The organism is Paenibacillus sp. EKM10P (assembly GCF_011800655.1).
GTDB classification, from domain to species: Bacteria; Bacillota; Bacilli; order Paenibacillales; family Paenibacillaceae; genus Paenibacillus; species Paenibacillus polymyxa.
The window spans coordinates 400,968-423,810 of record NZ_JAALET010000001.1 but is presented as its reverse complement, the minus strand read 5'-3'; the positions used below and the strand labels follow the sequence as shown (position 1 = coordinate 423,810).

Here is a 22,843-nt window from a genome sequence, read left to right as displayed (position 1 = left end):
AAGGGAGGGCCGGCTATTTCTTCACCGTTTGATTGTATTGCGCGATTTTGCCTGTAATTTCTTGTGCAGCTTGATCCAGAGCCTGTTTTGGCTCTTGCTGGCCACTCAGAACAGCCTCAATCGCACCTTCGACGATCTGACGCGCTTCTGGGAATACGCCCATCACTGCGCCTTGTGTAGCAGTAGATTGTGCCGATGCATGCAATTGGTCAACAGCTGTCTGGAATTGCGGATATTTTACCATGTTATCTTTGAGTACCTTCTCGTCATAGGCCGCTTTCGTGATTGGGAAGTACCCAGTATTCACACTCCATTGTGCCTGTACTGCTGGGGAGGCGACGAATTTAATGAACTCCCATGCTGCCTTTTGCTGGGCTTCAGGTTTGTTGTTCATGATGTATAAGCTCGCGCCGCCTACAACTACGCCGCCTTCTTTTGCTTCATTGGCTCTTGGCAGAAACCCTGTGCCTACTTCGAATTTATCGCCAACCTGCTCCACAATATTACGCAGCGAAGCGGTAGAATCCAGCGTCATCGCAATTTGTCCTGCGGAAAAGGCTTTCGCTGTATCGTCCGAGTTACGTCCCAAATTGGATACGACCTTTTCATCGATCATTTTCTTCCACCATGTCAGCGTTTTTACACCGGCATCCGAATTCAGCAACGATTCCGTAGCTGCTTGCTCGCGTCCATTGCCATTATTCACATAGTCCGCGTTCTGATTGGCAAACAGTTGCTCCATAAACCAGCCGTAAATGGCAATGGATGCACCAGATTTACCATCCTTACTTAAGGCTTTGGCAGCTTTTTCGAATTCATCATACGTTTTCGGAGGATTAGCTGGGTCAAGTCCTGCGGCTTTGAAAGCATCCTTGTTGTAATACAAAATCGGGTTTGACGTATTGAACGGCATGGCGTTCAACTTGCCATCAATCGTGTAGTATCGTGTAATATTCGGTTCAAGCTGCGACAAATCGAACTTATCCGCATCAATAAATTGTTGTACAGGCGTGATCATTTTGGAGTCGATCATGAATTTACTGCCGATTTCGTATACTTGAATGATGTCCGGTCCGCTATTAGAACCAAGCGACGCCTTCAGCTTGTTCAAGCTGTCATCATATTTACCTTGATATACTGGCTCTACCTGAATGTCCTTATGACTAGCGTTAAAGTCAGCAGCAATCTGCTTGATCGCTTTTTCACCGTTGCCGGACATTGAATGCCACCAAGTCAGCTTTACAGGTGAAGTTGCTGCTGCCCCTGTATCATTACCATTACTCGGCTTCTCCGCCGCTGTATTGTTGCTACAGCCTGCTGCAACCACCATAGCAGTCAGAATAAGCAGGGTCAAAGCACTTTTCAAACGAAAAAATCTCATAATCTCTCTTCTCTCCCTTTGATTAAATGATTCTTGAATGAAATGTTTGTACTCTTGTGTGTTAAAGCTTTGTATATAGGCTGCTTGCGCAGGTGTTGCTGTCTTTTGCTTCTATAATTAGCCTTTAAGCGCACCCGCTGCCATTCCACGCACCAGCTGTTTTAATCCAAAGATCAGCAGGAGCAGAGACGGTAAAATGACAAGTGCCGTACCCGCAAACACCAGATTCCATGAAGTCGATTCCTGAAACTCCAGCATAGATATGCCGATCTGTACGGTACGCATATTCTCGCTATTTGTGACCAGTAAAGGCCAGAGATATGAATTGTACATGTTCAGGAACGAATACACAGCCAGTGTTCCGAGCGCAGGGCGCGATAACGGAAGCACATGAAACAGGAAATATCGGATATGTCCGCACCCATCCATACGAGCAGCCTCGAACAGTTCCTTGGGAAGCTGGAGAAAAAATTGTCTTAACAGGAACGTTCCGAACGCCGTCGCCAGAAATGGAACCGTCAACCCTTGATATGTATCAAGCCAGTTCCAGCTTCGTACCGTCAGATAGTTGGGAATAATAGTAACTTCCCAAGGGATCATCATCGTCGCGACAAACATGCTAAAAATGAAATTTTTTCCCTTGAATTCCATTTTGGCAAAGGCATAGGCCGCCAAGCTGGCTGTAATCAGTTGTCCGATCATTGTCAGACCCGAAATGAGAAAGGTGTTGCCGATAAAGGCTGCAATCGGAACGATTTCAAACACTTCAGAAAAATTGGCCATATGAAGGGAATTCGGGAAAAAGCTTGGTGGGTAAGCGCTCGCTTCCTCCGGTGACATGACCGCCATAAAAAATGTATAAATAACTGGGTACAAAATCAGAGCGGCTGCAATCGTAAGCAGCACATACAATAATGTTGAATTCAGGTGTTGTTTCATTGGTAATGCACCTTTCTTTCCACCCACTTAAACTGAATCATCGTAAGCAGCAAAATGACAGCAAACAAGACAATGGCCTGCGCACTCCCTGTTCCGAACCGGAAATTAACGAAAGCTTCCTGATAAATGGAATATACAAATACATTCGTACTGTTCACCGGACCACCTTTGGTCAAGATATTAATTTGAGCGAAAGACTGGAAGGCACCAATGATGGAAACTACGGTCACAAAAAAGATCGTCGGTGATAGCAGCGGCATAGAGATACGCCAGAACGTGACCAACGGTCCGGCTCCGTCCATTTTGGCACTTTCGTACATGTCATCTGGAATCCCTTGAAGTCCGCTTGATAAGATAATGTAATTGAAGCCAAGATTCATCCAGATGGTCATTATGGCTACGGAGAACAACGCCCAATCTGGGCTGGTCAACCACGGAACTGGATTGATATGTAATAGGGAAAGCACATAGTTGAACATCCCCAGTGTAGGATGGAAAAGGAATTTCCAAATGACCGCAGATGAACCCACCGATAACACCATCGGTAGTGAGAAGGCAAACTGGAAGATACGCATTCCACGTAATTTACTGTGTGTAAGGGCAGCGAGTACCAGCGCCAGTAAAATACCCACAGGTACCGTCAATAGTGCAAAAAGCAGCGTGACCTTAATCCCCTGTAGAAACTGACCTGAGCTGAACAGCATAGCAAAGTTATCTAACCCCACATAATCTGCAACGTTTCCTGCGGGATCTGTAGAATGCAAGCTGAGATAAACGGACTTTATCATCGGATAAAACATAAATACAGCAAACAAAATAAGCGATGGAGCCAAAAAGGTATACGCCAGCGCGTTTTCGCGCAGTCTTTGAATTTTTAGCGAACCCGTGCGTATGCGAGCTTTAGACGATGTCCGTTGCTGGCTCCTCGTCCCCAATCCCAAAGATTTGTTAAGTTCACCCAAAACGGAACGCCCCTTTCTTTTCAAACCAACCTCAGTAAGTGTATCGTTTTGATGTAAAGGGAACATCAAGTGAACTGGAGTAAAATGTTAATGTTTTGACACTTTGTAAAACCTGTCTTACTTGGGTATTTGCACAAGGGCACAGGCTTCTGCATACGATATATCATTATATGAGTATGGAGGTCAGAGGCGAATGTCGTACAACACCGTCAGTCCGCAAACTTTATATCAAGCTAGACCGGAATTCCAACAAGAACTCAAAAAAGTCCACGATCATTTGCATTATCACTTGAGTCCCTACATGAACCACACGGTTAGGGTACAAACGATGGATCATCAGGTGTATGAAGGAACGATTGCGCATATGGATGCGGATCATTTGTATTTGAGAGTGCCTCAGCAGTATCACTCATCCTCCTTAGGAACCCCGACCCCTGATCGTTCCTATGCCTACAACAATGTCATTCTGCCGCTGGTGCTATTTAATTTGTTGGTTATAGTCCTGTTGAGCTAGCGCTCGATCCATGCAGTCTGTCTAACTAAAAGACAAAAAAACCTCCAAATCCGTAAGGAGCCTACCCTTGGCACATTACGAAGTTGGAGGTTTTATTTATTTGTGTTCTTATAATCATTAGTTCTCACAGGAGATGCCTGCTTCCTGCTCTAGTATAGCTATAAAACGCTCTATACGTTCTTTATTCGGCAGGTGGCAGAACACCTCATTTACCCCCTGATTGATCAGTAGGATGCTCCCCTTAGTATCCGACAATTCCTTTTCCAGCTTAGCCAGCGAAATATGGTGATAATTAATGAATTTGATCCAAGGAATACCCATATTGCAGGAATAAAAGATGATTCGTTGGGACGTTACTGCCAGCATTCCACAAAGCGGTATCTTCTCGGAGCTTTGCTGCAAATCATACGTACACCTAATAAAGGATCGGATGTGTTCGCCGGCTTCTAACGTCAGATTAATGGCTCGTAGCTCTTTTTCATCTGTTTTCATCCCGTCTCATCTCCTGTTCGAAGTTCAGGAACGAGTCGCAGCTCCATGACCTCAAATCAGCTTTTGCGGCTTGCCCCGTCGACCTCTTCCATTTTTCGTCAGAATAAGAACTGGACAATGACTGATCTCCACTACACATTAAAACCAAGGATGGATATGTACAACTTAACATGGGCACAGGATGTTATCAACAAGCAAGCGAGCACTGTTATTGAGCAAAAATGAGCAATCTGTACCTTATACACTAGATAGTATTTTGGTGATTTATTTAGGTGATTGGTAATGTGAATTTCAGAAATGAGGAATGGTATACGCTTCTTCTTGGCAAGCTAATGTGAGAATACGTCAGAACGGAGAAGAAGCCTGATGAAATATAACCGTTTGCTATGCGCTGGAATCGCTGTTTCTTTGCTGAGTATTAGTCCTTGCCCCATTCCATATACGAATGCACAAGACACATCATACGCCTCTCCCGCTCCTACAAAGGGAAGAGCCTATTACGAAGAACGGGGCGACATTGTATGGGAAGTTCCTACCCATCGTAAGCTTATCGCTCTCACATTCGATGACGGACCGGACGAAAGCAATACGCCTGCCATTCTTGATTTACTTCAGAAATATGATGCGAAAGCGACCTTTTTTGTCGTCGGCAGCCGCGTAGAAAAGCTGCCACACCTTGTAAAACGGGAACGAGAGGAAGGACATGAAGTTGGCAACCATACCTTCCTTCATTCATCCTTTCAATATATTTCCCGCAATAAAGCTCTGTCCGAATTGAATCAAGGTCAGGCCAGTATCGTTCAGGCAACTGGAGCAGGGACCCATCTATTTAGACCACCAGGCGGCTCCTATAACGATACACTGGTCAAGCTATCCAAAGAGAAGGGACTGAAAATTATTTTATGGTCCTGGCATCAGGACACCCTAGATTGGCGAAAGCCCGGTGTACACCGTATCGCTGATAAGGTGCTTCGCAATGCCCGTAACGGTGATATTGTCCTCATGCACGATTATGTACATCACAGTACACAAACCGTTGATGCCTTGAAGATTATTCTCCCTGAGCTCAAGAAAAGAGGTTATTCCTTCGTCACTGTATCTGAATTACTCTCTAATCGAGAAAAGCCGGATGGGCTGATTGAGGTAAATAAGTGAAAGAGCAAAATAACATGAACTAAACACAAATATTTCAAGAAGAATTAAAGTGGACTCGCCGTTGACTATGCAAAAAATATGCAGGATCGACATGGGAATTAGATAATACAAGAGACCTCTCACAAGTTTATTTAACTCGTGAGAGGAGAAATCGCAACCTCAATAGTGAGTACCGCATCTTATTTTACATAGCTATACTTCTCAGTCCAATGTTTTGGAGGCCAGCCATTGCATCATTGTTGTTTTCTTTCCGTTAATCAGCTTTGATACTTCATTGTTATACACGTAAATCCAGGACCAGTGACCATTATATTCATACGGTGTTTTGTCGCTCTTCTTGTACAAACCAGAAGTATCCACTACATTATCAAACAACGACATATGGATATCCTTTGCTCCCGCATTCACCAAACGGTTATAGGTCGGAATCATGTAATCGTTGGGTGGAACTACGGTGTCGGTTTTGGCGGCGACAAACCAGATCGGCAGGTCCTTCATGTCATTAATTTGTTCATCGGTGATAAGGCTATCCTTCAGAGCTTCACACGCTACCACAGCTGCTGCAAAATAGTCTTTATAATCACGGATCAGCAGCATAGTCATGTATCCACCGTTGGAGTCTCCGCCAATATAGATTCGGTCTGTATCAATGTCTTTGTTTTGGGCCACGTATTCCTTAATTAAGGACATCAGTGCTTGCTCGTACTTTGAGGTTCCGTCTCCAAAGCCTGTAAAACCATCCATCCAGTAGGTTGGGGTCTGAGGTGCCAGCACATAAGCCCCGCCAAAATAAGATTGAATATCCTTAGAAGCAAAATTCGCTGCCTTATTTCCCGAAATTGGAATCGTCGGATCTGTACCTCCCTCTCCCATACCATGCAGCCAGATCACCAAAGGGTTCTTCACTTTGTCTTTTGCTGGTGCGTAGTTCGCGTAAGTTAAAGCAACCCCATCAAATGTAGCTTTGCCAGTTGTAAACTGATCAACAAGCTTCCGGATTTCACCTGAGGAAGTATCAATCTTCAATCCGGAAATTGTTCCTGATTGGGTTTTAATAGCCTTTTGCTGCGTGATCGTATATTTGTTATCATTCCATCCGTTAAACCCGGAACCTGCATCATAATGAATAGCGGAACCCAATGTTAAGGACGGACCGATTTCCATTTCCAGCACAACGTAGCTTCCGGTTTTCTTTACAGGGTTGCCGCTTTTGTCCGATACATAGGCCTTGGTGACCTTCCTGTTACCTTTTTCAATAAAGGAATTTACCAACCTATTGTCGCTTCTTTCCACATGTACCTTAAATATATCGTTTGTTATCGCATCTTTGGGTACCGGCTTACCCAGGTTAACAATGATCTTCGTAATGGCTGCTCCCCAATCCTTCACCTCCGCAACCGTCCGGTATGAGGTGGGCTGTATCTTGGCATCCTTGGCCCATGCACCGGAGCTGAAAGCAAAGGTCGTACTGACAGCTAAAGTGAATAACATAGATGTTTTAGCAACCTTTTTAAACTGTTTAAACATGATGTCTTACCTCCTAGATCCAATAATAAAACGCTTACATTATTAATTTTAACGATTTTTTTATTTGCATCCTGCCTTTTATTAGCCTAATTCAGGTCAATTACTGACTCCTTGCTTCAGAAAGCCTCTTGTGCTTTTTACGATATTGATGAGGCGTCACGTGATAAACCTTTTTAAATACCCTGGCAAAAGACTTCTCGTTCGGAAATCCGTGTTCCAGCGCAATTTGTATAATAGAATGGTCTGTATTCATAAGAACACGGAAAGATTTCTCCAGACGGATGGCGTTGATATATTGAAAGAGCGTCAACCCTACATGCTTTACAAAAAAACGGGACAAATATTCGGGAGACAATCCAAAAACCTGAGCGATGGAATCCAGGGATAGGCTCTGATCGTAATTATCTTTGATATAATCAGTTATCAATGTCAGCCGCTCCAAATATTTATTCGTGTTAAAGCCAGGGAGCGATTCGTTGTCAATTTTAAAATGCATTAATAAAAGGTACACCAATCTATAAGATAGGGACGTTAAGTGAATATGTACTAAAGGGTCATTGTGCTGGTTGAGGTAAGCCACAAATAATGTGTTTAACAGATCACGCAGCTCCTCAAAATGCTGTAATCTCTGCTCGTTGGTTTCGAAAATGGATATACAATCAAATAAAATGGGATTACTATCCTTTATATTTTCTCGAATAAATCCTGAAGGAATCAGAACGGTTATAGCCTGTCTACCTTGGCCCTTAGCCACAGAAAAGGAATGAATAGCATTCGAATTAATGAGCACAATATCTCCTTCTTTGGAGCTATAATTCATGCCATCTATATAGATATTGTCGATTCTTCCTGAGAGTACATAGGATATTTCGATGCTGTCGTGCCAATGCCTAGGTATGTATGCTGGTTCATTGGAGGAATGAGCTATAATTTTTAATGGAAAATGATTGTCTGCCTGGACTAGCTCATATTTGTATTCCAAGTTTGTCGCTCCTCTCAGATGTGAACATCATAATAGAAGAAACGGCTTCGACAGGTTGTCTAAACCGCCATATTTAACCTTCCTGTCTCTATAAACAAAAAAACCTAAGATAACCAAATACATAAGATCCTTGGATCTTAGCATTTGGTTCCTTAGGTTTTGCCTGCGTAACAGTAACAATCCCAGTGCTATTCATTTTCAATTAACTAAGCTAAGTATATAGAGGCTTGAAATTTATGTCAACGCTTTCACTTAAGGCGTCTAACCCTCAACTAGCGGCGATGTCCTTTAGCTTCATATGCCCGTAGCTCTCCAGCCACATCTGTTTTGCCTTATGCCGCTCGGTATCTCTTTCTGGTCGTCTCCCCTAACAAAAAAGAACGAGCTTCCATAGCCCGTTCCTTTATTTATGATCCTGTTTTTTGAACTTTGAAGATCATATTTAAACCAAAACCAATCAGCACGAGTCCCGTGACCTTATCGATCATATTTTGAACTTTGGGTGACATTAACCATCTTCTTATGTAACTTAACAATAATACGATTGTAGTAAACCATATAATCGAAAGTAGAGCATAAAGAGAGCCCATCAGTAAAAACTGCAAACTGGGATTATAGCCCGGTAGAACAAATTGCGGTAAGAACGTGAGAAAAAAAATAGCAACCTTCGGATTGAGTGCATTGGAAACCAATCCTTGTGTAAACGCTGATTTTCTAGAATTCTCTTGCTTCTCTTGAACCAAATTACTCTTTCCTTTTTTTATAAAGGAAGACAGCCCCATATATATCAAGTAAACTGCCCCTGCATATTTGACTACCTCAAATGCTACAGCCGACTTCATTAATATGATAGAAAGCCCCAATGCGGCTGCCAATGTATGAACGAGAGCTCCGCTAGTTAAACCTAGTGCAATTTTGAAACCATCCTTCTTGCCATCAGTGAGAGTTCTTTTCGTTATTAATGCAAAATCAATCCCTGGTGACATGACAATAAAGATGAGCAGTATCGTAAATGCCAATATATCATTCATAATGTGCCTCCAGATGAAATTTCAGATACACAATACTAACGCGTTATCAGCTATATTTCAATACCTAACATTCATCCTTTTGAAGCTAATGCGCCACTCGTACGATTTTAAGAATCTTCTGAAAATAAGATTTTTTTGTAAATAATGTTTTTTTGAAAACAGAAAATAATCAAAGTATCCTACCAGCGGTTCATAGACTTCCCTTTGTGAACCAGACTTTTCAGGAACAGAAAGAGCAGCGGCGATGTCCTTAAGTCGCATCGCCCCGCTGCTCTCCAACCACATCTGTCTGGCTTTGTCCCGTTCAGGGATTCTCTCTCTAGGCATTTCCATATCTCAGGTCTCTGAATAATTAGACAAACTGACCGGATAAAAGACATAAACCTTAAACCTTTTACTGAATAAGCTACTACTAAGCAACAATATTAAGGCGTCAACTTTAATATTGTCATAGTTGTATTAATATTATTGTGCAACTGAGCAGGAGTTGCATTGGCATTTACCAGTTGTATTGTAGTTGGAACTGTTGTAACGGTTATTATAACCTCAGCTGCGATAGGTCCCCCACCATTACCTGAGAAAGGTAATGGTGTTACAGGAGTTCCGTTAACAGTGAGATTGAAGTCCGCATTACCTTGGTTGTGGATAGAAAATGAGATGAAATAGCTCCCCGTCTCGTTAATTGTTATCGTTGGAGATGGAGGAGTGAAAGTAAATGCACCTCCAACATTCGCTAAAACCCCAGTAAAGGTAATGGGTGAGTTACCCGGAACTGTGTCAGTCCCCGTACCAGGATCTGCTCTGAAAACACTTAAGAAGTCTGATATCCCGACGCCTGCAGGCCCTGCTGGCCCCGTAGCTCCTGCTGGTCCTGCTGGCCCTATTGCTCCTGCCGGTCCCGTTGCTCCTACTGGCCCTGCAGGGCCAGGAATTCCTTGGAAACCTTGTAGCCCTTGCTGACCTTGAGCACCTGGAACTCCCTGTGGACCTGGCAGTCCCTGGGGTCCCTGCGGTCCTTGAGGCCCTTGAATTCCTTTAACAATGACCTTCGGCAAAACTTTGAATTTTTTAACTGAACATCTTCTAAATTTTCTCCGATGCATTTTCTTTTGCCAACAATAATGTCTAAACATAATTAATGGTCACCTCCAAAGTCTAGTCAAATTAGCTTATTGTGCAATTAACCAAAAAGATTGGGCTGTTGACTTCATCTAGGAAAAGATAGGCATAGGCCTGTCCGTATGCTCCAACTCGTTGGTCATGATCTTAAACCTCTGTGACCGCCCACCTGTTCTCGGCGTGTGTTGTATGCTTTTCCAACAAAAAAAGGACTAGCTCAACAGCTAGTCCTTAATGATTGGGTTGAAAAGTACTACCTTCTATTATTTTTGGGTAAATGCGATTTTTAAGCCGATGAGTGTAAATAACGAGCCTTGAATATAATTGATTTTTTTAGAAAAGGATGGATTTCTCCGTAGAAAGGAGCCTACTTTTCCAGCAAAAATACTTATCAAAATAAAAAGCACTAAAGTTTGTATTAAAAATACCACTCCAAGAACTAGCATTTGAATAGAAACATTACCGCTTTCTTGGTTTACGAACTGAGGAAGAAAAGCCAAGAAAAAAAGTGATATTTTTGGATTCAACACATTCATGATGACACCTTTTTTATACAATGATTTGTAATTCAAGGTATCACCACTCTTGAGTTCAAAACTCGTATCTTTTGCTCTAAATGACTTATACGCCAAAAATAATAGATAAGCTGCTCCAGCGTATTTGATTACTGCAAATGCCAAGGAAGATTGATAAATTATTGCTGCGAGGCCGAAGGTTGCTGCAAAAATATGAACCAACAATCCCGTGCAAAGGCCTAAAGTAGTAAATATCCCTGCATTCCTACCTTTTGCTATGCTCTGTGTCAGAGTGAACACGTTGTCGGGACCCGGCATAATGGTGAGAACAATTGCTGCTCCCAGAAAAGCTAATATAGTTTGAAGCTCCACACAACTTCCCCCTTTGGATAATTTGCATATATACTACACCACAATATGTATAGAAGCTATTAGAGCAAATGATTGATGTAAACTGCCGAATTACAGAAACTCCGCTGCAAGCTACATGAGCACTCATGGTGTAGCAATGGTATAGAAAAGGGCTCCCTCTCGTGAGCCCTTTAAATAGCGGGATTACAGGGTTTTGAGGCCCTTATTACATCATGCCGCCCATGCTGCTTTTACCTGTGTTATTTATGAAAACATATGAATACAAAGGGTTTATACTGTGCTATTTATGAACTAATAAGAACCGAAAATACTACATTGCGTTAACATTCGGTTAACGTGTTAACATCCCCTCTTGTTCTTGAAGCATCCTTGAATCCCTGTCGGTAACCTGTTCTGCAATAAATATCCCCTTTTACAATGTACAAGTTCTCAATCTCTTCAATAATTTCATCACTAACATTATAGTCATCGTGTAGATCGTTTAAGATAACCGCAAGTCTCTTGTGTAATAAATCTTCACTACGTTCACATGTCTCCATAATCGCTTCAATTCTTCTTTCACCAAGTTCAGTCATCAAACCACTCTCCCGATGTATTTATTTACTGGCAACCTTTTTTCCTGTATACTCACTGTGAATCATTATCAATGAGGTGTAACATGGCTCTCCGTCCAGGGAGAAGCCGTTTGCCGCGTCTTCTTAAAGAACACAAGATGAAGCGGATTGACCTCGCCAACTACTTAGGCGTATCCCCATCCTTTATAACAAGAATAATTGATGGGGATAGATTTTTTTCCTACCCTTTAGCAGCTCGCGCAGCACAAAAATTTGGGTGTACCATGGAAGAACTGCATGAGTGGATAGACGATTAACGGCAAGCGGCGGTGGCTTAGGCCCTCCCGTCGTCGTTAAATTTGCCTAAGAGTCAAATTAATTGTTATTCTCTCCCCTCCTCCAATTGATTTTATATGTAGTTACAACCATATGACTAACTTCAACTATCTTGAGAAAGACATATCCCTCTTTTATATTAAATCCCAATATTAGGGGCTTGGCAACAAAAATTCGGGCGCTGAACGTCTCTTAATATTCGACATTTTAAGACACTTATTTTCGACAAAAAAAAGAGTCGCTATTTCGTAGCAACTCCTGTGAAGATTATTTTGGAATTCATGAAGCCCATTTCTTCAACCTCATCAAATCGGTGATAAGCGATGGGACACCTTTTTGATGTTTTTGTTATTTCATCTTCAAAGTAAGCATCTTTAAAGATACCATTAACAATCTTTACTTTTTCTACATTAAGAGTGTTACTTCTATCCACATTCAAAAAGCGAAATCCGTTACTATTCAAAAAGTTCTCCCAATGTCTCAAGGTGCCTACCATATAGTATGTTTTATCAAATGTGTGAACCAGTATCTGGTCTCGCTTTCTTCCTTTAGAAATAAAAAGAACTTTGTCCACTTGAACATTTTCGCCTTTTTCTATTCCTCCAGGATCTGCTGATACGGTTAAACTTAGCATTTAACATTCCCCGCTTACTTTAACAATTCTTTCGGTGGTTCGGGACTGTGAATCCATGACAGACTTGCCGTACTCACAGATGCAACCGCAAGTGTTGTCAACATTGCAGCAATATTGTAATACATACTAGCCTTCACTTTACTCGGTTTGATTTTTTTCATTTTTCACACCTCCTTCTATTAGTGTTAAACTCTGAACGAAAAAACTGGCAGCTACTACTGGAAAAGCCAACCACAGGTTTAGAGCAACAATTGCAACTCCCATAAACTTTAGCAACGGATAGTGCTGTTTTGATATACGCGTCTTCCCCTCTACCCTCGATGGCGCATAAACCAAGATAAGTACAATACTTATTATCGACGTAATAACGACCCAATTGTAATTAAAGCTTGCGAAAGATAAAGCAGTAAGTAGAACTGTAGATACAACAATACACACTATATTGCTCTTTAAATGTATTCCTCCTACTATTTGACGCAACATTGAAAAAGATACCATCGCTAGCAAAGCTTCCTGCATTCTGTCTGTAAAAAATGAAATACCAATAGTCAGCAAAATAATTGAAACTGTATTGATCGCAACGGATATCCCGTGTTTTAGAACATCTATAGATGAAGGATGATCAGGGACAACTGTTTTGATGTGAGTCGCAATATTAAGAGCGATGGTGTCAAGACTTTTTATAGTAATCACGCTCCGTTTTTAATGCATAATACAAAAACATGGCAGATGCTAAGGCAATAAAGAGAATACTCAAAAAGAAATTATTGACGTAAAACATAAATGCACAAGCTGCTAATACTCCTATTATTATGATAATAACGAGTACATACTCCCACTTAAAACGTAGATTTTCATAATCTGCTGTAAAGCCTATTTTAAATTTATACAAGAACCACGAAATAGCTAACACCCATGCACTGGTTACCGCTTGTGCTAACGATCCTTCTGCTGAAGTCTGCATTTCTGTTGTCAAGGTTCCGAAAAGCATTAATATAATCGCCGCTTGGAATAATGTATACAAAAATGTGCCTGTAATGGATATGATAGCTGCCCAGATAATCGGCATCCTAACAACAGTTGTTATCAACAATGTGAACAATATAATGTTTATGGTTGGAGCAAAGAAAGCTAATGACGTTTCTTCCCTTAAAATGAAACTTTGCAAATTCATTATCAATCCAATAAACAATGCAGGCCATACGTAGTCTAAAGCCCTAACTCTAAAAATAGTTAACATTAAAACGAATGCTGCGAATGTTTCCACAGTCGAGAAAAGCAAGAACCTAATAGGCTCCCACATAACACATAACCCCTTCACATAATTGGTAACAAATATGCTTTAATTCTATATTTGTTACTTGTTAGAGGCAATCCAATTACCATGTTAAATGGAAGTATTTATGTATTATGTGAGGTAATTATTTTCAGCCTGCGGATATAATATCCTCCAGCTTAATCCAACTAAAATCATCCTCACCCCGGAACAGTTTTACCTCCCTGCGCGCGGTGTTAATTGACGTAACTACACCAGTCATAACCGTATCATCAAACGGGCTAAATACGGTCACTGTGACGACTGTACGTGTATTGTAAGACTCTATTAAAGCCTGTTCGATCAATTGTACCTCTTGATCGTCTAGCTCTGGCTTTCCTCTCCGTTGTCGGTCCTTCATGAGCTTCAGATAAGCCTCTTTATGTTCTGGTATGATAATCCGGCTGCTTTCCCAAAAACCGTTACCTTCTAATTTTTTAGACATGTATGTAGCCTCCTGATGTATTATGTAACGATTATATTACGAACGTTTGTTCCTAACAAGATATTTTATTTGCCATCTATAAAACTTTTGTACTAGAAAAATATTCCTAGGTCATATATACTATTTTTATAATAATATTACCAATAGATAGGGGTTATGTAATGACTGCAATAGCTGTGATTGCTTTGCTGGCTTTTTTTGTGTTTTTTGTTTTGTGGGCTATAGCTTTAATAAAAAAGAATGGCAAGGCTAAGAAGATGTTTCTCTTTGGGTTAGCTACTTTCATAATATTTGTTATTGGAATATCAGTCGCAGACACACAGAAACCAACCGAAACTAATTCCAAACCAGTAGCTACTACGCCTGTTAAAGAGAAAGAAGTTACTACTGCGCAAAAGGAACAGACTGATGCTAAAAAGCCATTGATTGACACGTCGCTTCCTTTTGATAAGTTTTCATCTACTCTCTTTGCAATGCCAGTTTCCAAGCAGGGAGAAACATTCGACAGTGTAAGAAATCAAGTTGTGAAATGGTCAGGTGTGGTCATTGAAGCTGGCTCAAGCAGTCTTTATGTTTACGGTAAACCAGCAGATTACAACGGCGAATCATGGTCAGATATTAGCGCTGAAAAGAAAAAACTCGGAGATGTTGTTATCGTAAAAGTTTCAGACCGTTCAGAATTAAACGGTCTGAACCAAGGGGATATTGTTTCTTTCAGTGGTGAACTCGGTTCGCGTGGCGTTAAGGGTGAATCTAACTGGAAACTATATAACGGAAAAATTGAGGGTCGTACAGTAGCAGAGCCGCAAAATTCCGGAACTATTACCAAAGCTAAATATAACAAAATTAAAAATGGAATGACTTATGAGGAAGTTTCTAAAATTATTGGTGGTCCCGGTGAAGCTCTTTCAGAGGTTGGTGAAAAGGGAGACAAATACTATACTGTAATGTATTCATATCAAGGCGAGGGCGGACTTGGTGCAAATGCCAATTTCACGTTCCAAGGTAACAAACTACAAGCAAAAGCCCAATTTGGTCTTGAATAAAAACATGCCCCGGAGCAATCCGGGGTTTTAATATTCCGTGAAGTATCTAGTCGCATCTCCCGGTGACATAGGCCTGATCTGCCCACGCTCCCAGCCCTCTATAATAACGATATCCCGCAAAGAGGATTTATCATCCCACAGAATATAATTGTCCTTCTCAAGGGCCAGCAGTCCGGCTCGTATGTCCTCTGTACGCCTTCCTGTCTTAATCTCCAATTCCTGCATTGTAGGCATACGCCGCTGTTGTGCAAAAAAATTATAAAGTATTCGTAACAACTTACGTTCGATGTCTGATAACATATATGATCACTCCTCTGCAAATATTATATGCAAACAAGCGTTCGTTATTCAAGGCAAAAAAAGAGCACGAAGGGTCATCCCTCATGCTCTATATTTCATATAGTCAACGAAGGCAATCCCATTGCCTGAATAAAATGGATATGCTAACATAAGAATAGAAAAAGGGATCGGCCACAACCGATCCCGACTGCACGACTAACCGCTATAAGAGCGGTCGGCAGTGTTTTGGTTCAACGAAATAGACCGTTTACCTTTCCACGGGGCGGTCTATTTCTTTTTGTTTTGGTTCAACGCAATAACAATCGTAACGATTAATCCGATCAGCGCTACTAATAGCGTACCGAACATCATCATTAATGTCAGAGCATCCTTAACCTCCACAGGCATCACCTCCTTTACAGGAGACTAGCCGACCGCCCTTTATAGCCGTTTTGTCGCACAATCCAGATTATACCACAAGTCCTCATGTCGAGGGCTTTTTTTTATTTAAAAGAGCAGTGAGGCCTTATCCCTCCTGCTCTTTTGCTTGTGCAGTCATCCTATTTACCAACACGCTTACTGTACATTTCTCTTGCTCTGCCTTCTCTTGGAGCCATTCCAACAATTCCGGCTCAAAATAGATAGCCTCTCTAATCTTCTTATCTTTTTTCGGTGGTCTTCCAGCCATAAAATCACACTCCTGTTATGCGAATTTTAAAGCATTTAAAATATTTTTGCAACACTCAATAAAACTATTTACAAAGCATTTTAAATGCCGTAAAATAGAATATGTAAGGAGGTGAACAAAGCATATGAAAGATTGGGTAAACCTTATTACGGCAATCATCCAACTAGCTACAGCATTGGCTGTACTCCATGTACACAACGCCAGCCGTAAGAAGACAAAGAAAAAAGGAACCAAACGACGCGGTCGGCGCAGACGTTAAGGATTCCTTCCGAGGTGGCGGCTAGTACAGCGCCATCTCCACCCAATCTTAACATAACGGTTTGATATATACAATTGGCGGCGGTCTTACGCGGGAGGTAGGAAGGCATGAATAACGAACAATTTATCATTTGGCTTCGTGCTAAATTTGCGGAAAGAGTAAAAACCGGATGTACACCAATGGAGAAGGCTGTTAGATGCATGAAGACGGCTCGTGAGTTTGTGGGTCTGTAAAATGCGGGGCTTCGGCCCCTCTAATACAGGGAGGTAATTTCATGGAGACAGTGACAATGGCAATAAGCATTGTGGCGTTGGTTGTATCTATGTACGTGGCGGTTAAGGTGTTCAGAAATAAATAATTGTAGAATAGCCAATTCACATAACAAGCTTTGGCACATACAATCGGCTGAAGGCCTGATTTCTGAATGCGTTAGATAATTTGGGAACGGACATGTGGTAAAATTAGATTATATTTTTAAAAGGAGAGTATTATAGATGGGATACAATATTGGAATTGGCGAAGCGATATTACATGTAGATAAGAATGATGGGCAAATAACTGTCGAAATTGAACGTGTGGAGGTGGCTGAAGCACCAGTGTGGGAACTTCCAGAAAATGATCCGTTTCCCGACTTACTTGGGAAGGGCAATTTCACGTATCCAAGCAGTTCGGGGCTTGCGAGGTTCGCGAATGCGACTGGTCTGAAAGATGTGCTTTTCAACTTCGACAGCACGGCCACAACTTTAATCAAAGAAGATGACCTAAAGATAATCCAGCGAGCGAAGGAACAATGGATTACGGAGCACCCTAAAAGTATTGCGGGATGGCGCGAGAACGAGGACGATATTTTGGCCAAATTGACTTGGTATGAATTTTGGTTTGAATGGGCTCTAAATAACTGTAAAGTTCCTGCAATTCAATATAGTTAGTATCCACCTGAGATATATTTCAATCCAATTTTCTAAAAGGAGGTAACCGTATGGCAACGTTGAGTATGGTGGTCAGTGTAGCTGCGGTCCTCGTATCGGTATACGTGGCTGTAAAGGTATGGAGGGACAGAGAATGAAATATGGCCCACGTAAACCCAGCCTAAACAAGCGTATAGCAGCTCGTACCAGCCTCAAACGGCAGATTGTACACCGTGCAGGACTAAAGATGCCTCGGGGCTGGGGATGGCTCCGCAACCCACGTAAGGCGGCATACAATAAGGTGTACAATCGCAAAACTTTTGATATATTTAAAGCGATTGGTAAGTTGTTCAAGTAGGAAGGTGCGGTTATGGGGCCCTATAATTTAGAGTTAACACCTTGGGAAATGCTCATTTTGAGGGATGATTTACGAGATCGTCTGAAATATCATCGTGGGTTTTCTCCAGAAGAACTATCCATTTGGAGGAAAATTGAAGAATTACACTCTTTATACGAAATGGAAGCAGCGGATCAAAATAAATCTGAGTCTGACGATATGAAAACGCCATAAAGTTAAAAAAGCTCTGCCGACCAATTAAGGTTAGCAGAGCTTTTTACTATTTAACAATAAACTTCACTTTAGTCCCATCAGCATACTTATCTAACTGATGACTTACCCATGATCCTGCTCCCCGGTTATCACTAGGGGTTATGTATCTGATATCAGCACCTGTGCCACCTTCGGCGCACATTGCCATTGGCCACTCGTCACGGTCATATCCCTTTTTAGTTGGATAGCCCTTTAGAGACTCCTTTCTATTCTCCTCTGCCCCATCTCGATCAATGGTACATACAGCAGAATGTCCAGCTGCGATTGCATCTCTAATGTGTGCTCCGGTTTCAGGGTAACGTGAACTTGGGAACTCCAACGTATACCCAGCTGCTTGTTGGCTGATTACCGCCGGTTCAGCATAAACACCCTGAACGGAAAAAATAGCAGCTAATAAAAATATGATTAATCCTTTTGCGATCACTTTTATCATACGACACCTCCATAGTATTTAAATCTTCTTTATACTAATTGGAGAGTCATGTCGAAGTATCGCATAGCTTGTCGCAAAACAAAAAAACCTTTCAAATATATAGTGAACTTAGAGAGCGTGAAAATTAAAATCCACTATTAAACTTTATTTTGAATATATAGACATTAATGTTTGGACATACCTTTTGTTCTTCTGTATTCTTGGTAAGTAAATTAACTCAAAGGAGAATATAAATGAAAAAGATTTTTATCCCACTCTTACTTTCCATGTTTTTCGCATTATTTATCGTTTCACCCACTTTTGCTGCTACAAGTATTGGGACAGTATTAGTGCAACCCGAGCAAGGTTGGACAAGATATAATTACGACTCAAGTGAGATAACATATTTAGGTGGAAAATGGACGCTAGATTCAAGTTCAAAATCTTATAATTCTACACTCGGTAATAAGGATACGGGTATTAAATTTAATTTTACTGGTTCTAAAATCCGATATATATCCACTACATGGTCATCTGGATCATCTAGTAATGATGTTATAATCGACGGTCAAGTTGTTGGTAAAATTAACCTTTCTGGTCCTGAAGTATACCAGAAAAAAATGATGTTTGAAAAAACGGATTTAAGTCCAGGTGAACACTCATTCGAATTAAAAAATAACGGTACCAACTATATTTTCTTCTATGGTGTGGATATTGAAGGAACTTTAAAACCATTCAATCTTATAAATCCGACTCCTGTGGACCCTGTGCCTGTAGATCCAACTCCAAATCCTGATCCGACACCAAATCCAACACCAAATCCAACACCAAGTCCTAATCCTGATCCGTCTAAACCTACAGAACCAACTGAACCAACCGAACCATCACAACCAACTGGTGACCGCGCTATTCTGACTGTAACAATGGACAATGGATTTGATAAAGAATTCGATCTAAGTAAAAAAGAACTCAGTGCATTCATCGCTTGGTATGACGCTAAAGATGCTGGTAGAGGTCCTTCATTCTTTGCCATTGATAAGCACAATAACAACAAAGGTCCATTCAGCAACCGCAAAGACTACGTAATCTTCAACAAAATCCTTACGTTTGAAGTAAGTGAGTATTCAACTAAATAAAAGACAACAAAGGACTCCATACTGGTTACATACCAGCGGAGTCCTTTTTCACATCTACTCTAAATTCAAACTGATTACGGAAGAAATAAATTCCGTTAATTCTAATCGACTCCGGTGTAATTTTCTCAACTGCTCCACCGTAATCCACGATATCAATCAAATCCTCACCTAACGACTGAACAACGTATACCTTTACCTGGCTTAATGCAGCTGCAAATAGTTCGATATCCGACTTTAACACTTTATATGTATGGTTCATGCTGATCACCTCAGGATAGGTAATTAATGGATTGTGTAGAAACCCCTTAATTGTATAAACCCGCCGACCAGTTAAGGTTAGCGGGTATTTGCTTTACTTACGTTTAAGCACCGCCAACTTGGTCAAACAATTGTACGAATTGGCTATGGTTATTCGACTGAACAGGTATAGTACCAATAAACAAAAAGCTAGCCGCAATGATTAGCAGTACCATTTTCTTTAACATTATCTAACCACACCTTTTCAATGAATTTTGAGAGTTTTTGCATTGTTTCAGGAACCGCATGAGTACGGAAATGCTCAAACAGCCCCATACAGTTTATATAATTACTCTCATTATTTAGTGTATGATAACTTACCATTGAATACATCAAGTATTTGAAGCCATCGTCGTATGTACCTCGATGTAAATGATAATACGCTAACTCATAACTCAAACGTGCATACTGTTCTGGTATAACTTGTTTCGTATACATATCAGATGACGACTGCTGCACAAAAGAATCAATAATCATTTCAAACCGTTTAAGTATATCATTCACGTCTAACTGGTACCGATTAGCAGCAAGTATTAAGTTCAACAATTTAGTAACCATTTCATTATCGACCTTTGAGGCAGCAATGTATTCTACATAATCCGAAAGTACACTTATATCCCCAGACAGGAGTGTATTAACATAAATATTGCATTCTTCCCAGTTTTGGAACAATCCAATCCAGTGTTGGGTGGTCTCATCCGTCTCTTTAACCCAACCTAAATCAGCGTAGGCATATGTATATTGTAGAGCTTGTTGATAATCGCCTTGGGCTTCACATACACTTGCACACAACAAGTCAGCATAGGAAATATATACAAACAACGGGCGACTTAGCTTATTGACAGACTCATCCCACTCTCGACTCCGTTGTTCATGTTTCATTGAATATTGGATTTCTGCCTTGGCTCTCATTTTCCTCGCCATTTCGTCAACCTTGTCCCATTTACGCAAAGACCTGTATACATTAGCCAAATCCTTCAATGCGTCAAGCTGGTCTATTTCATCCAGTCGTTCGACAAAAGCTTCAAAAACAGCTGCTGCCCTAACATTTTGGCTTTGATCATCACCAATTTTGATTGTGAATATACGATATTGGCAGATTGCCAAACGTTCAGAATGTTGATATCTCTCTGTTTCAGATACTCCCTCATAGAGTATCAAAGCAGCCTCATTTTTCCCCTGCGACAATAATTCTTCTGCAATTTCAAATAGTTTAGGCGAATACAGTAGATTGTCCATGATGGCTCCCACCACTCGACGGATTGCATCCAACTTGTCCAACTCCGCACAGCGAAACAAAAACGGCTCGATACGCCTCATATTCGGAGGATGGTCGATAATGAAGTTTTCTATAAACAGATCGTAAAACTCTCCCTCTGGCAAACACATAGCCTCAGTGATTCGGTCAAGCTGGTTAACAGACATTGACTTATTCCCTGTCACAATAGCACTTATTATTCCCCTATTCATGCCTGCAAGTTGTCCAAATTGCGCTAAACTCAAACCCTTTTGTTGTAGGTAACTATCTAATTCTGCTCGAATCGTAGGTGTATGCTTCATGCCATATCCACCCTTCATACAGAAATTCCAAAACTTTTATATTATTGCAATCTATTGTTGTCGATAATTTAACAGTTGTCAATAAGTTTTGAAATATTTGTCATGCAATATTCAAATGAAATATGCATTTTCGAATATTAATATTTTTTTACCATTTTGTTAATATGAAAGTACATTTTATTCCTTTTTATGTGCTATGATTGGTCAGTAGTACAAATTATACCATTCGGGAGGACGGTTTTGATGAAGTTTAAAAACACAGCAATCATTCTTACAGGTCTGTTGGCTCTTACGGCAGTAGCTCCGCTGGCTGCTTCCGCCACACCATTTATGGGGGTTGAATTACCAAAGGGGCATGGAGGTATAGTTATCCAGTCGACTGGTCAAGAAGTACATGAGGTTCTTGGCGGGACAAGTCCGACGATGGAGTTTACTGTCAAAAAAGGTTATGGACATGTAAAGATTAAAGTGAAGAATACAGGAAGCAACACAATTTCGTGGAGCTTGCAGGGTAACGGGAGAGAATACCTTAATAAAACTGTTGGCAAAGGTGATACATTAACGTGGACTAGTCTTAATTCATACCCTAACGGGATGCCATCAGGGGATTACGTAATTCAATTCCGAGCTGGCGGTAACAGAGTTGAAGGCGAAGCTTGGGGTACTACCGGTCAGTACCCATCAGACATTAACTAACCAACCTCAAGCAGGGAGCATCTTGGAGTTATATCCGAGACTCTGTATGAATACAATGTTGCCATACTTAGTGTCTAGCAAAAGCCCAGCTAACCTTAGTGGAATAGCTGGGCTTTTCATTATTTAATGATAAATTCAACTTTTGTTCCATCCTCATACTTATCTAATTTGTGACCGACCCACGATCCAGCTCCACGGTTATCCTTTGGACTTATGTACTTAATGTCTGCACCCTCTCCACCTTCGGAGCACATCGCCATAGGCCATTCATCTCGATCTTTGCCCTTCTTGGTAGGCACACCCTTTAGGGACAGCTCGCGATTACGGTCGGCTCCCTCGCGGTCTATGGTGCATACTGGTGATTTTCCCGCCTGAATGGCTTCCTTGATGTGCTGGGCCGTTTCTGGGTACTTGGCTGACGGAAACTCCAGCTTGACCGTATCGGCAGATACCTGCGTTACCGGAACGGCTACAGGGTCGCTCTTAGCGGTCTTTACAACTTCCTGTTGTACGCTGCAGCCAGCTAATAGGATTGTAATTAGTACGGTAAATATCCACCTAAACATATGTAAACCTCCCTAAACGTAAAAACACCCCACCGGCTTGAGCCAGCAGAGTGCTACCGATGCTTTCGGATTGAAGAGCGTTGTTTTCTTACGTGTGAAATTGTTTATAAACG

General features: G+C 41.2%; 34 protein-coding genes and 1 pseudogene. 11 read left to right on the top strand and 24 right to left on the bottom strand.

What is annotated here, in order from left to right; genetic code table 11:
* Positions 1-13 precede the first annotated feature (13 nt).
* The 3 genes from HFE01_RS01850 to HFE01_RS01840 form a co-directional block, all read right to left on the bottom strand.
* Positions 14-1,381 carry an ABC transporter substrate-binding protein gene (locus HFE01_RS01850; protein ID WP_167438766.1) on the bottom strand — a complete coding sequence of 456 codons (1,368 nt, stop codon included), beginning with the start codon at positions 1,379-1,381 and terminating at the stop codon, positions 14-16.
* Between the two features lie 117 nt (positions 1,382-1,498).
* Positions 1,499-2,320: a carbohydrate ABC transporter permease gene (locus HFE01_RS01845; protein WP_107734009.1), complete on the bottom strand. Its 822-nt coding sequence runs from the start codon at positions 2,318-2,320 to the stop codon at positions 1,499-1,501.
* Entirely contained in the window at positions 2,317-3,282 is a 966-nt protein-coding gene (locus tag HFE01_RS01840) for a carbohydrate ABC transporter permease (RefSeq protein WP_016821187.1), read from the bottom strand. The genes HFE01_RS01845 and HFE01_RS01840 overlap by 4 nt, the downstream gene beginning before the upstream one ends.
* Positions 3,283-3,475: 193 nt before the next feature.
* Between HFE01_RS01840 and HFE01_RS01835 the strand changes: the two genes are divergently transcribed.
* Complete coding sequence (locus HFE01_RS01835) at positions 3,476-3,796, top strand: hypothetical protein (RefSeq protein ID WP_019686540.1); 321 nt, start codon at positions 3,476-3,478, stop codon at positions 3,794-3,796.
* Between the two features lie 117 nt (positions 3,797-3,913).
* On the opposite strand, the gene HFE01_RS01830 is transcribed toward HFE01_RS01835, so the two are convergent.
* Positions 3,914-4,288, bottom strand: coding sequence for a hypothetical protein (locus HFE01_RS01830; protein WP_019686539.1), 375 nt, complete (start codon positions 4,286-4,288; stop codon positions 3,914-3,916).
* A gap of 366 nt (positions 4,289-4,654) precedes the next feature.
* On the opposite strand from HFE01_RS01830, the gene HFE01_RS01825 reads away from it, so the two are divergent.
* On the top strand, positions 4,655-5,443 hold the full coding sequence (locus tag HFE01_RS01825) for a polysaccharide deacetylase family protein (protein WP_117288603.1): 789 nt from the start codon (positions 4,655-4,657) through the stop codon (positions 5,441-5,443).
* A 201-nt stretch (positions 5,444-5,644) separates the two neighbouring features.
* Here the strand turns inward: HFE01_RS01825 and HFE01_RS01820 are convergent, their stop codons facing one another.
* The 8 genes and pseudogenes from HFE01_RS01820 to HFE01_RS01785 all read right to left on the bottom strand — a co-directional run bounded on the left by HFE01_RS01820 (position 5,645) and on the right by HFE01_RS01785 (position 11,564).
* Complete coding sequence (locus tag HFE01_RS01820; RefSeq protein ID WP_113050690.1) at positions 5,645-6,970, bottom strand: prolyl oligopeptidase family serine peptidase; 1,326 nt, start codon at positions 6,968-6,970, stop codon at positions 5,645-5,647.
* 100 nt (positions 6,971-7,070) lie between these two features.
* Positions 7,071-7,952, bottom strand: coding sequence for an AraC family transcriptional regulator (locus HFE01_RS01815; protein ID WP_113050689.1), 882 nt, complete (start codon positions 7,950-7,952; stop codon positions 7,071-7,073).
* Between the two features lie 268 nt (positions 7,953-8,220).
* A pseudogene (locus tag HFE01_RS01810) lies at positions 8,221-8,295 on the bottom strand (phage terminase small subunit-related protein); the annotation flags it as partial.
* 64 nt (positions 8,296-8,359) lie between these two features.
* Positions 8,360-8,983: a LysE family translocator gene (locus tag HFE01_RS01805; protein WP_113050688.1), complete on the bottom strand. Its 624-nt coding sequence runs from the start codon at positions 8,981-8,983 to the stop codon at positions 8,360-8,362.
* Between the two features lie 57 nt (positions 8,984-9,040).
* Positions 9,041-9,268 (bottom strand): hypothetical protein, encoded by a 228-nt coding sequence (locus HFE01_RS26940; protein ID WP_243208118.1) that lies wholly within the window; start codon positions 9,266-9,268, stop codon positions 9,041-9,043.
* A gap of 140 nt (positions 9,269-9,408) precedes the next feature.
* The gene (locus HFE01_RS27510) at positions 9,409-10,116 is read right to left on the bottom strand and encodes a BclA C-terminal domain-containing protein (RefSeq protein ID WP_167438767.1); all 708 of its coding nucleotides are present in this window, start codon (positions 10,114-10,116) and stop codon (positions 9,409-9,411) included.
* Positions 10,117-10,365: 249 nt separating this feature from the next.
* Positions 10,366-10,989 (bottom strand): LysE family translocator, encoded by a 624-nt coding sequence (locus HFE01_RS01790; RefSeq protein WP_016821195.1) that lies wholly within the window; start codon positions 10,987-10,989, stop codon positions 10,366-10,368.
* Positions 10,990-11,309: 320 nt separating this feature from the next.
* Positions 11,310-11,564 (bottom strand): oxidoreductase, encoded by a 255-nt coding sequence (locus HFE01_RS01785; protein WP_181955908.1) that lies wholly within the window; start codon positions 11,562-11,564, stop codon positions 11,310-11,312.
* Positions 11,565-11,635: 71 nt separating this feature from the next.
* Here HFE01_RS01785 and HFE01_RS27730 point away from each other — a divergent pair, with 71 nt between their 5' ends.
* A complete protein-coding gene (locus tag HFE01_RS27730; RefSeq protein ID WP_414004470.1) occupies positions 11,636-11,860 on the top strand; it encodes a helix-turn-helix domain-containing protein in 225 nt (74 codons plus the stop codon).
* A 260-nt stretch (positions 11,861-12,120) separates the two neighbouring features.
* Here the strand turns inward: HFE01_RS27730 and HFE01_RS01775 are convergent, their stop codons facing one another.
* The 5 genes from HFE01_RS01775 to HFE01_RS01755 all read right to left on the bottom strand — a co-directional run bounded on the left by HFE01_RS01775 (position 12,121) and on the right by HFE01_RS01755 (position 14,273).
* Entirely contained in the window at positions 12,121-12,513 is a 393-nt protein-coding gene (locus tag HFE01_RS01775) for a LytTR family transcriptional regulator DNA-binding domain-containing protein (protein WP_167438768.1), read from the bottom strand.
* Positions 12,514-12,527: 14 nt separating this feature from the next.
* Complete coding sequence (locus tag HFE01_RS01770; protein WP_167438769.1) at positions 12,528-12,674, bottom strand: cyclic lactone autoinducer peptide; 147 nt, start codon at positions 12,672-12,674, stop codon at positions 12,528-12,530.
* Positions 12,652-13,206 (bottom strand): accessory gene regulator ArgB-like protein, encoded by a 555-nt coding sequence (locus HFE01_RS01765; RefSeq protein WP_167438770.1) that lies wholly within the window; start codon positions 13,204-13,206, stop codon positions 12,652-12,654. Before HFE01_RS01765 ends, HFE01_RS01770 begins: the two co-directional genes overlap by 23 nt.
* On the bottom strand, positions 13,184-13,816 hold the full coding sequence (locus tag HFE01_RS01760) for a hypothetical protein (RefSeq protein WP_181955907.1): 633 nt from the start codon (positions 13,814-13,816) through the stop codon (positions 13,184-13,186). Before HFE01_RS01760 ends, HFE01_RS01765 begins: the two co-directional genes overlap by 23 nt.
* A 124-nt stretch (positions 13,817-13,940) precedes the next feature.
* Positions 13,941-14,273: a YolD-like family protein gene (locus HFE01_RS01755; protein WP_167438772.1), complete on the bottom strand. Its 333-nt coding sequence runs from the start codon at positions 14,271-14,273 to the stop codon at positions 13,941-13,943.
* Positions 14,274-14,434: 161 nt separating this feature from the next.
* On the opposite strand from HFE01_RS01755, the gene HFE01_RS27140 reads away from it, so the two are divergent.
* Positions 14,435-15,319 (top strand): DUF3862 domain-containing protein, encoded by an 885-nt coding sequence (locus HFE01_RS27140; protein ID WP_243208117.1) that lies wholly within the window; start codon positions 14,435-14,437, stop codon positions 15,317-15,319.
* 27 nt (positions 15,320-15,346) lie between these two features.
* Here HFE01_RS27140 and HFE01_RS01745 read toward each other — a convergent pair whose 3' ends face one another.
* The 3 genes from HFE01_RS01745 to HFE01_RS01740 all read right to left on the bottom strand — a co-directional run bounded on the left by HFE01_RS01745 (position 15,347) and on the right by HFE01_RS01740 (position 16,286).
* Positions 15,347-15,619 carry a hypothetical protein gene (locus HFE01_RS01745; protein ID WP_167438773.1) on the bottom strand — a complete coding sequence of 91 codons (273 nt, stop codon included), beginning with the start codon at positions 15,617-15,619 and terminating at the stop codon, positions 15,347-15,349.
* 267 nt (positions 15,620-15,886) lie between these two features.
* Positions 15,887-16,000, bottom strand: a complete 114-nt coding sequence (locus HFE01_RS27135; RefSeq protein ID WP_010347020.1) for a putative holin-like toxin — start codon at positions 15,998-16,000, stop codon at positions 15,887-15,889.
* A 124-nt stretch (positions 16,001-16,124) separates the two neighbouring features.
* A complete protein-coding gene (locus HFE01_RS01740; protein WP_167438774.1) occupies positions 16,125-16,286 on the bottom strand; it encodes a hypothetical protein in 162 nt (53 codons plus the stop codon).
* A 124-nt stretch (positions 16,287-16,410) separates the two neighbouring features.
* Here HFE01_RS01740 and HFE01_RS27505 point away from each other — a divergent pair, with 124 nt between their 5' ends.
* From HFE01_RS27505 to HFE01_RS01725, 5 genes are all read left to right on the top strand, one after another.
* Positions 16,411-16,545 (top strand): hypothetical protein, encoded by a 135-nt coding sequence (locus HFE01_RS27505; RefSeq protein WP_256704534.1) that lies wholly within the window; start codon positions 16,411-16,413, stop codon positions 16,543-16,545.
* Between the two features lie 107 nt (positions 16,546-16,652).
* Positions 16,653-16,778, top strand: coding sequence for a hypothetical protein (locus HFE01_RS27500; protein WP_258012385.1), 126 nt, complete (start codon positions 16,653-16,655; stop codon positions 16,776-16,778).
* Positions 16,779-17,039: 261 nt separating this feature from the next.
* Complete coding sequence (locus HFE01_RS01735) at positions 17,040-17,474, top strand: hypothetical protein (protein WP_167438775.1); 435 nt, start codon at positions 17,040-17,042, stop codon at positions 17,472-17,474.
* Between the two features lie 133 nt (positions 17,475-17,607).
* The gene (locus HFE01_RS01730; protein ID WP_167438776.1) at positions 17,608-17,811 is read left to right on the top strand and encodes a hypothetical protein; all 204 of its coding nucleotides are present in this window, start codon (positions 17,608-17,610) and stop codon (positions 17,809-17,811) included.
* 12 nt (positions 17,812-17,823) lie between these two features.
* Positions 17,824-18,024, top strand: coding sequence for a hypothetical protein (locus HFE01_RS01725; protein WP_167438777.1), 201 nt, complete (start codon positions 17,824-17,826; stop codon positions 18,022-18,024).
* A gap of 46 nt (positions 18,025-18,070) precedes the next feature.
* Here the strand turns inward: HFE01_RS01725 and HFE01_RS01720 are convergent, their stop codons facing one another.
* Positions 18,071-18,496 carry a NucA/NucB deoxyribonuclease domain-containing protein gene (locus HFE01_RS01720; protein ID WP_279287971.1) on the bottom strand — a complete coding sequence of 142 codons (426 nt, stop codon included), beginning with the start codon at positions 18,494-18,496 and terminating at the stop codon, positions 18,071-18,073.
* Between the two features lie 233 nt (positions 18,497-18,729).
* Here HFE01_RS01720 and HFE01_RS01715 point away from each other — a divergent pair, with 233 nt between their 5' ends.
* Entirely contained in the window at positions 18,730-19,611 is an 882-nt protein-coding gene (locus tag HFE01_RS01715) for a hypothetical protein (protein ID WP_167438778.1), read from the top strand.
* A gap of 25 nt (positions 19,612-19,636) precedes the next feature.
* Here HFE01_RS01715 and HFE01_RS01710 read toward each other — a convergent pair whose 3' ends face one another.
* Together HFE01_RS01710 and HFE01_RS01705 are read right to left on the bottom strand one after the other, a co-directional pair.
* Positions 19,637-19,870 (bottom strand): hypothetical protein, encoded by a 234-nt coding sequence (locus HFE01_RS01710; RefSeq protein WP_167438779.1) that lies wholly within the window; start codon positions 19,868-19,870, stop codon positions 19,637-19,639.
* Positions 19,871-20,058: 188 nt separating this feature from the next.
* Positions 20,059-21,468, bottom strand: a complete 1,410-nt coding sequence (locus tag HFE01_RS01705; protein WP_167438780.1) for a helix-turn-helix domain-containing protein — start codon at positions 21,466-21,468, stop codon at positions 20,059-20,061.
* Positions 21,469-21,711: 243 nt separating this feature from the next.
* Between HFE01_RS01705 and HFE01_RS01700 the strand changes: the two genes are divergently transcribed.
* Complete coding sequence (locus HFE01_RS01700; protein WP_167438781.1) at positions 21,712-22,164, top strand: hypothetical protein; 453 nt, start codon at positions 21,712-21,714, stop codon at positions 22,162-22,164.
* A gap of 119 nt (positions 22,165-22,283) precedes the next feature.
* Here the strand turns inward: HFE01_RS01700 and HFE01_RS01695 are convergent, their stop codons facing one another.
* On the bottom strand, positions 22,284-22,730 hold the full coding sequence (locus HFE01_RS01695) for a NucA/NucB deoxyribonuclease domain-containing protein (RefSeq protein ID WP_167438782.1): 447 nt from the start codon (positions 22,728-22,730) through the stop codon (positions 22,284-22,286).
* Positions 22,731-22,843 lie beyond the last annotated feature (113 nt).

Excerpts from the sequence above, each read along its gene's own strand:
- HFE01_RS01830 (WP_019686539.1), bottom strand. The coding sequence starts at position 4,288 with ATGAAAACAGATGAAAAAGAGCTACGAGCCATTAATCTGACGTTAGAA.
- HFE01_RS01785 (WP_181955908.1), bottom strand. The coding sequence starts at position 11,564 with ATGACTGAACTTGGTGAAAGAAGAATTGAAGCGATTATGGAGACATGT.
- HFE01_RS01845 (WP_107734009.1), bottom strand. The coding sequence starts at position 2,320 with ATGAAACAACACCTGAATTCAACATTATTGTATGTGCTGCTTACGATT.
- HFE01_RS27140 (WP_243208117.1), top strand. The coding sequence starts at position 14,435 with ATGACTGCAATAGCTGTGATTGCTTTGCTGGCTTTTTTTGTGTTTTTT.
- HFE01_RS27510 (WP_167438767.1), bottom strand. The coding sequence starts at position 10,116 with ATGTTTAGACATTATTGTTGGCAAAAGAAAATGCATCGGAGAAAATTT.
- HFE01_RS01775 (WP_167438768.1), bottom strand. The coding sequence starts at position 12,513 with ATGCTAAGTTTAACCGTATCAGCAGATCCTGGAGGAATAGAAAAAGGC.
- HFE01_RS01705 (WP_167438780.1), bottom strand. The coding sequence starts at position 21,468 with ATGAAGCATACACCTACGATTCGAGCAGAATTAGATAGTTACCTACAA.
- HFE01_RS01825 (WP_117288603.1), top strand. The coding sequence starts at position 4,655 with ATGAAATATAACCGTTTGCTATGCGCTGGAATCGCTGTTTCTTTGCTG.
- HFE01_RS01770 (WP_167438769.1), bottom strand. The coding sequence starts at position 12,674 with ATGAAAAAAATCAAACCGAGTAAAGTGAAGGCTAGTATGTATTACAAT.
- HFE01_RS27500 (WP_258012385.1), top strand. The coding sequence starts at position 16,653 with ATGAATAACGAACAATTTATCATTTGGCTTCGTGCTAAATTTGCGGAA.
- HFE01_RS01710 (WP_167438779.1), bottom strand. The coding sequence starts at position 19,870 with ATGAACCATACATATAAAGTGTTAAAGTCGGATATCGAACTATTTGCA.
- HFE01_RS26940 (WP_243208118.1), bottom strand. The coding sequence starts at position 9,268 with ATGTGGTTGGAGAGCAGCGGGGCGATGCGACTTAAGGACATCGCCGCT.
- HFE01_RS01835 (WP_019686540.1), top strand. The coding sequence starts at position 3,476 with ATGTCGTACAACACCGTCAGTCCGCAAACTTTATATCAAGCTAGACCG.
- HFE01_RS01720 (WP_279287971.1), bottom strand. The coding sequence starts at position 18,496 with ATGATAAAAGTGATCGCAAAAGGATTAATCATATTTTTATTAGCTGCT.
- HFE01_RS01740 (WP_167438774.1), bottom strand. The coding sequence starts at position 16,286 with ATGGCTGGAAGACCACCGAAAAAAGATAAGAAGATTAGAGAGGCTATC.
- HFE01_RS01755 (WP_167438772.1), bottom strand. The coding sequence starts at position 14,273 with ATGTCTAAAAAATTAGAAGGTAACGGTTTTTGGGAAAGCAGCCGGATT.
- HFE01_RS01850 (WP_167438766.1), bottom strand. The coding sequence starts at position 1,381 with ATGAGATTTTTTCGTTTGAAAAGTGCTTTGACCCTGCTTATTCTGACT.
- HFE01_RS01715 (WP_167438778.1), top strand. The coding sequence starts at position 18,730 with ATGAAAAAGATTTTTATCCCACTCTTACTTTCCATGTTTTTCGCATTA.
- HFE01_RS01820 (WP_113050690.1), bottom strand. The coding sequence starts at position 6,970 with ATGTTTAAACAGTTTAAAAAGGTTGCTAAAACATCTATGTTATTCACT.
- HFE01_RS01695 (WP_167438782.1), bottom strand. The coding sequence starts at position 22,730 with ATGTTTAGGTGGATATTTACCGTACTAATTACAATCCTATTAGCTGGC.
- HFE01_RS01745 (WP_167438773.1), bottom strand. The coding sequence starts at position 15,619 with ATGTTATCAGACATCGAACGTAAGTTGTTACGAATACTTTATAATTTT.
- HFE01_RS01760 (WP_181955907.1), bottom strand. The coding sequence starts at position 13,816 with ATGTGGGAGCCTATTAGGTTCTTGCTTTTCTCGACTGTGGAAACATTC.
- HFE01_RS01805 (WP_113050688.1), bottom strand. The coding sequence starts at position 8,983 with ATGAATGATATATTGGCATTTACGATACTGCTCATCTTTATTGTCATG.
- HFE01_RS01700 (WP_167438781.1), top strand. The coding sequence starts at position 21,712 with ATGAAGTTTAAAAACACAGCAATCATTCTTACAGGTCTGTTGGCTCTT.
- HFE01_RS01725 (WP_167438777.1), top strand. The coding sequence starts at position 17,824 with ATGGGGCCCTATAATTTAGAGTTAACACCTTGGGAAATGCTCATTTTG.
- HFE01_RS01735 (WP_167438775.1), top strand. The coding sequence starts at position 17,040 with ATGGGATACAATATTGGAATTGGCGAAGCGATATTACATGTAGATAAG.
- HFE01_RS27730 (WP_414004470.1), top strand. The coding sequence starts at position 11,636 with ATGAGGTGTAACATGGCTCTCCGTCCAGGGAGAAGCCGTTTGCCGCGT.
- HFE01_RS27505 (WP_256704534.1), top strand. The coding sequence starts at position 16,411 with ATGAAAGATTGGGTAAACCTTATTACGGCAATCATCCAACTAGCTACA.
- HFE01_RS01730 (WP_167438776.1), top strand. The coding sequence starts at position 17,608 with ATGAAATATGGCCCACGTAAACCCAGCCTAAACAAGCGTATAGCAGCT.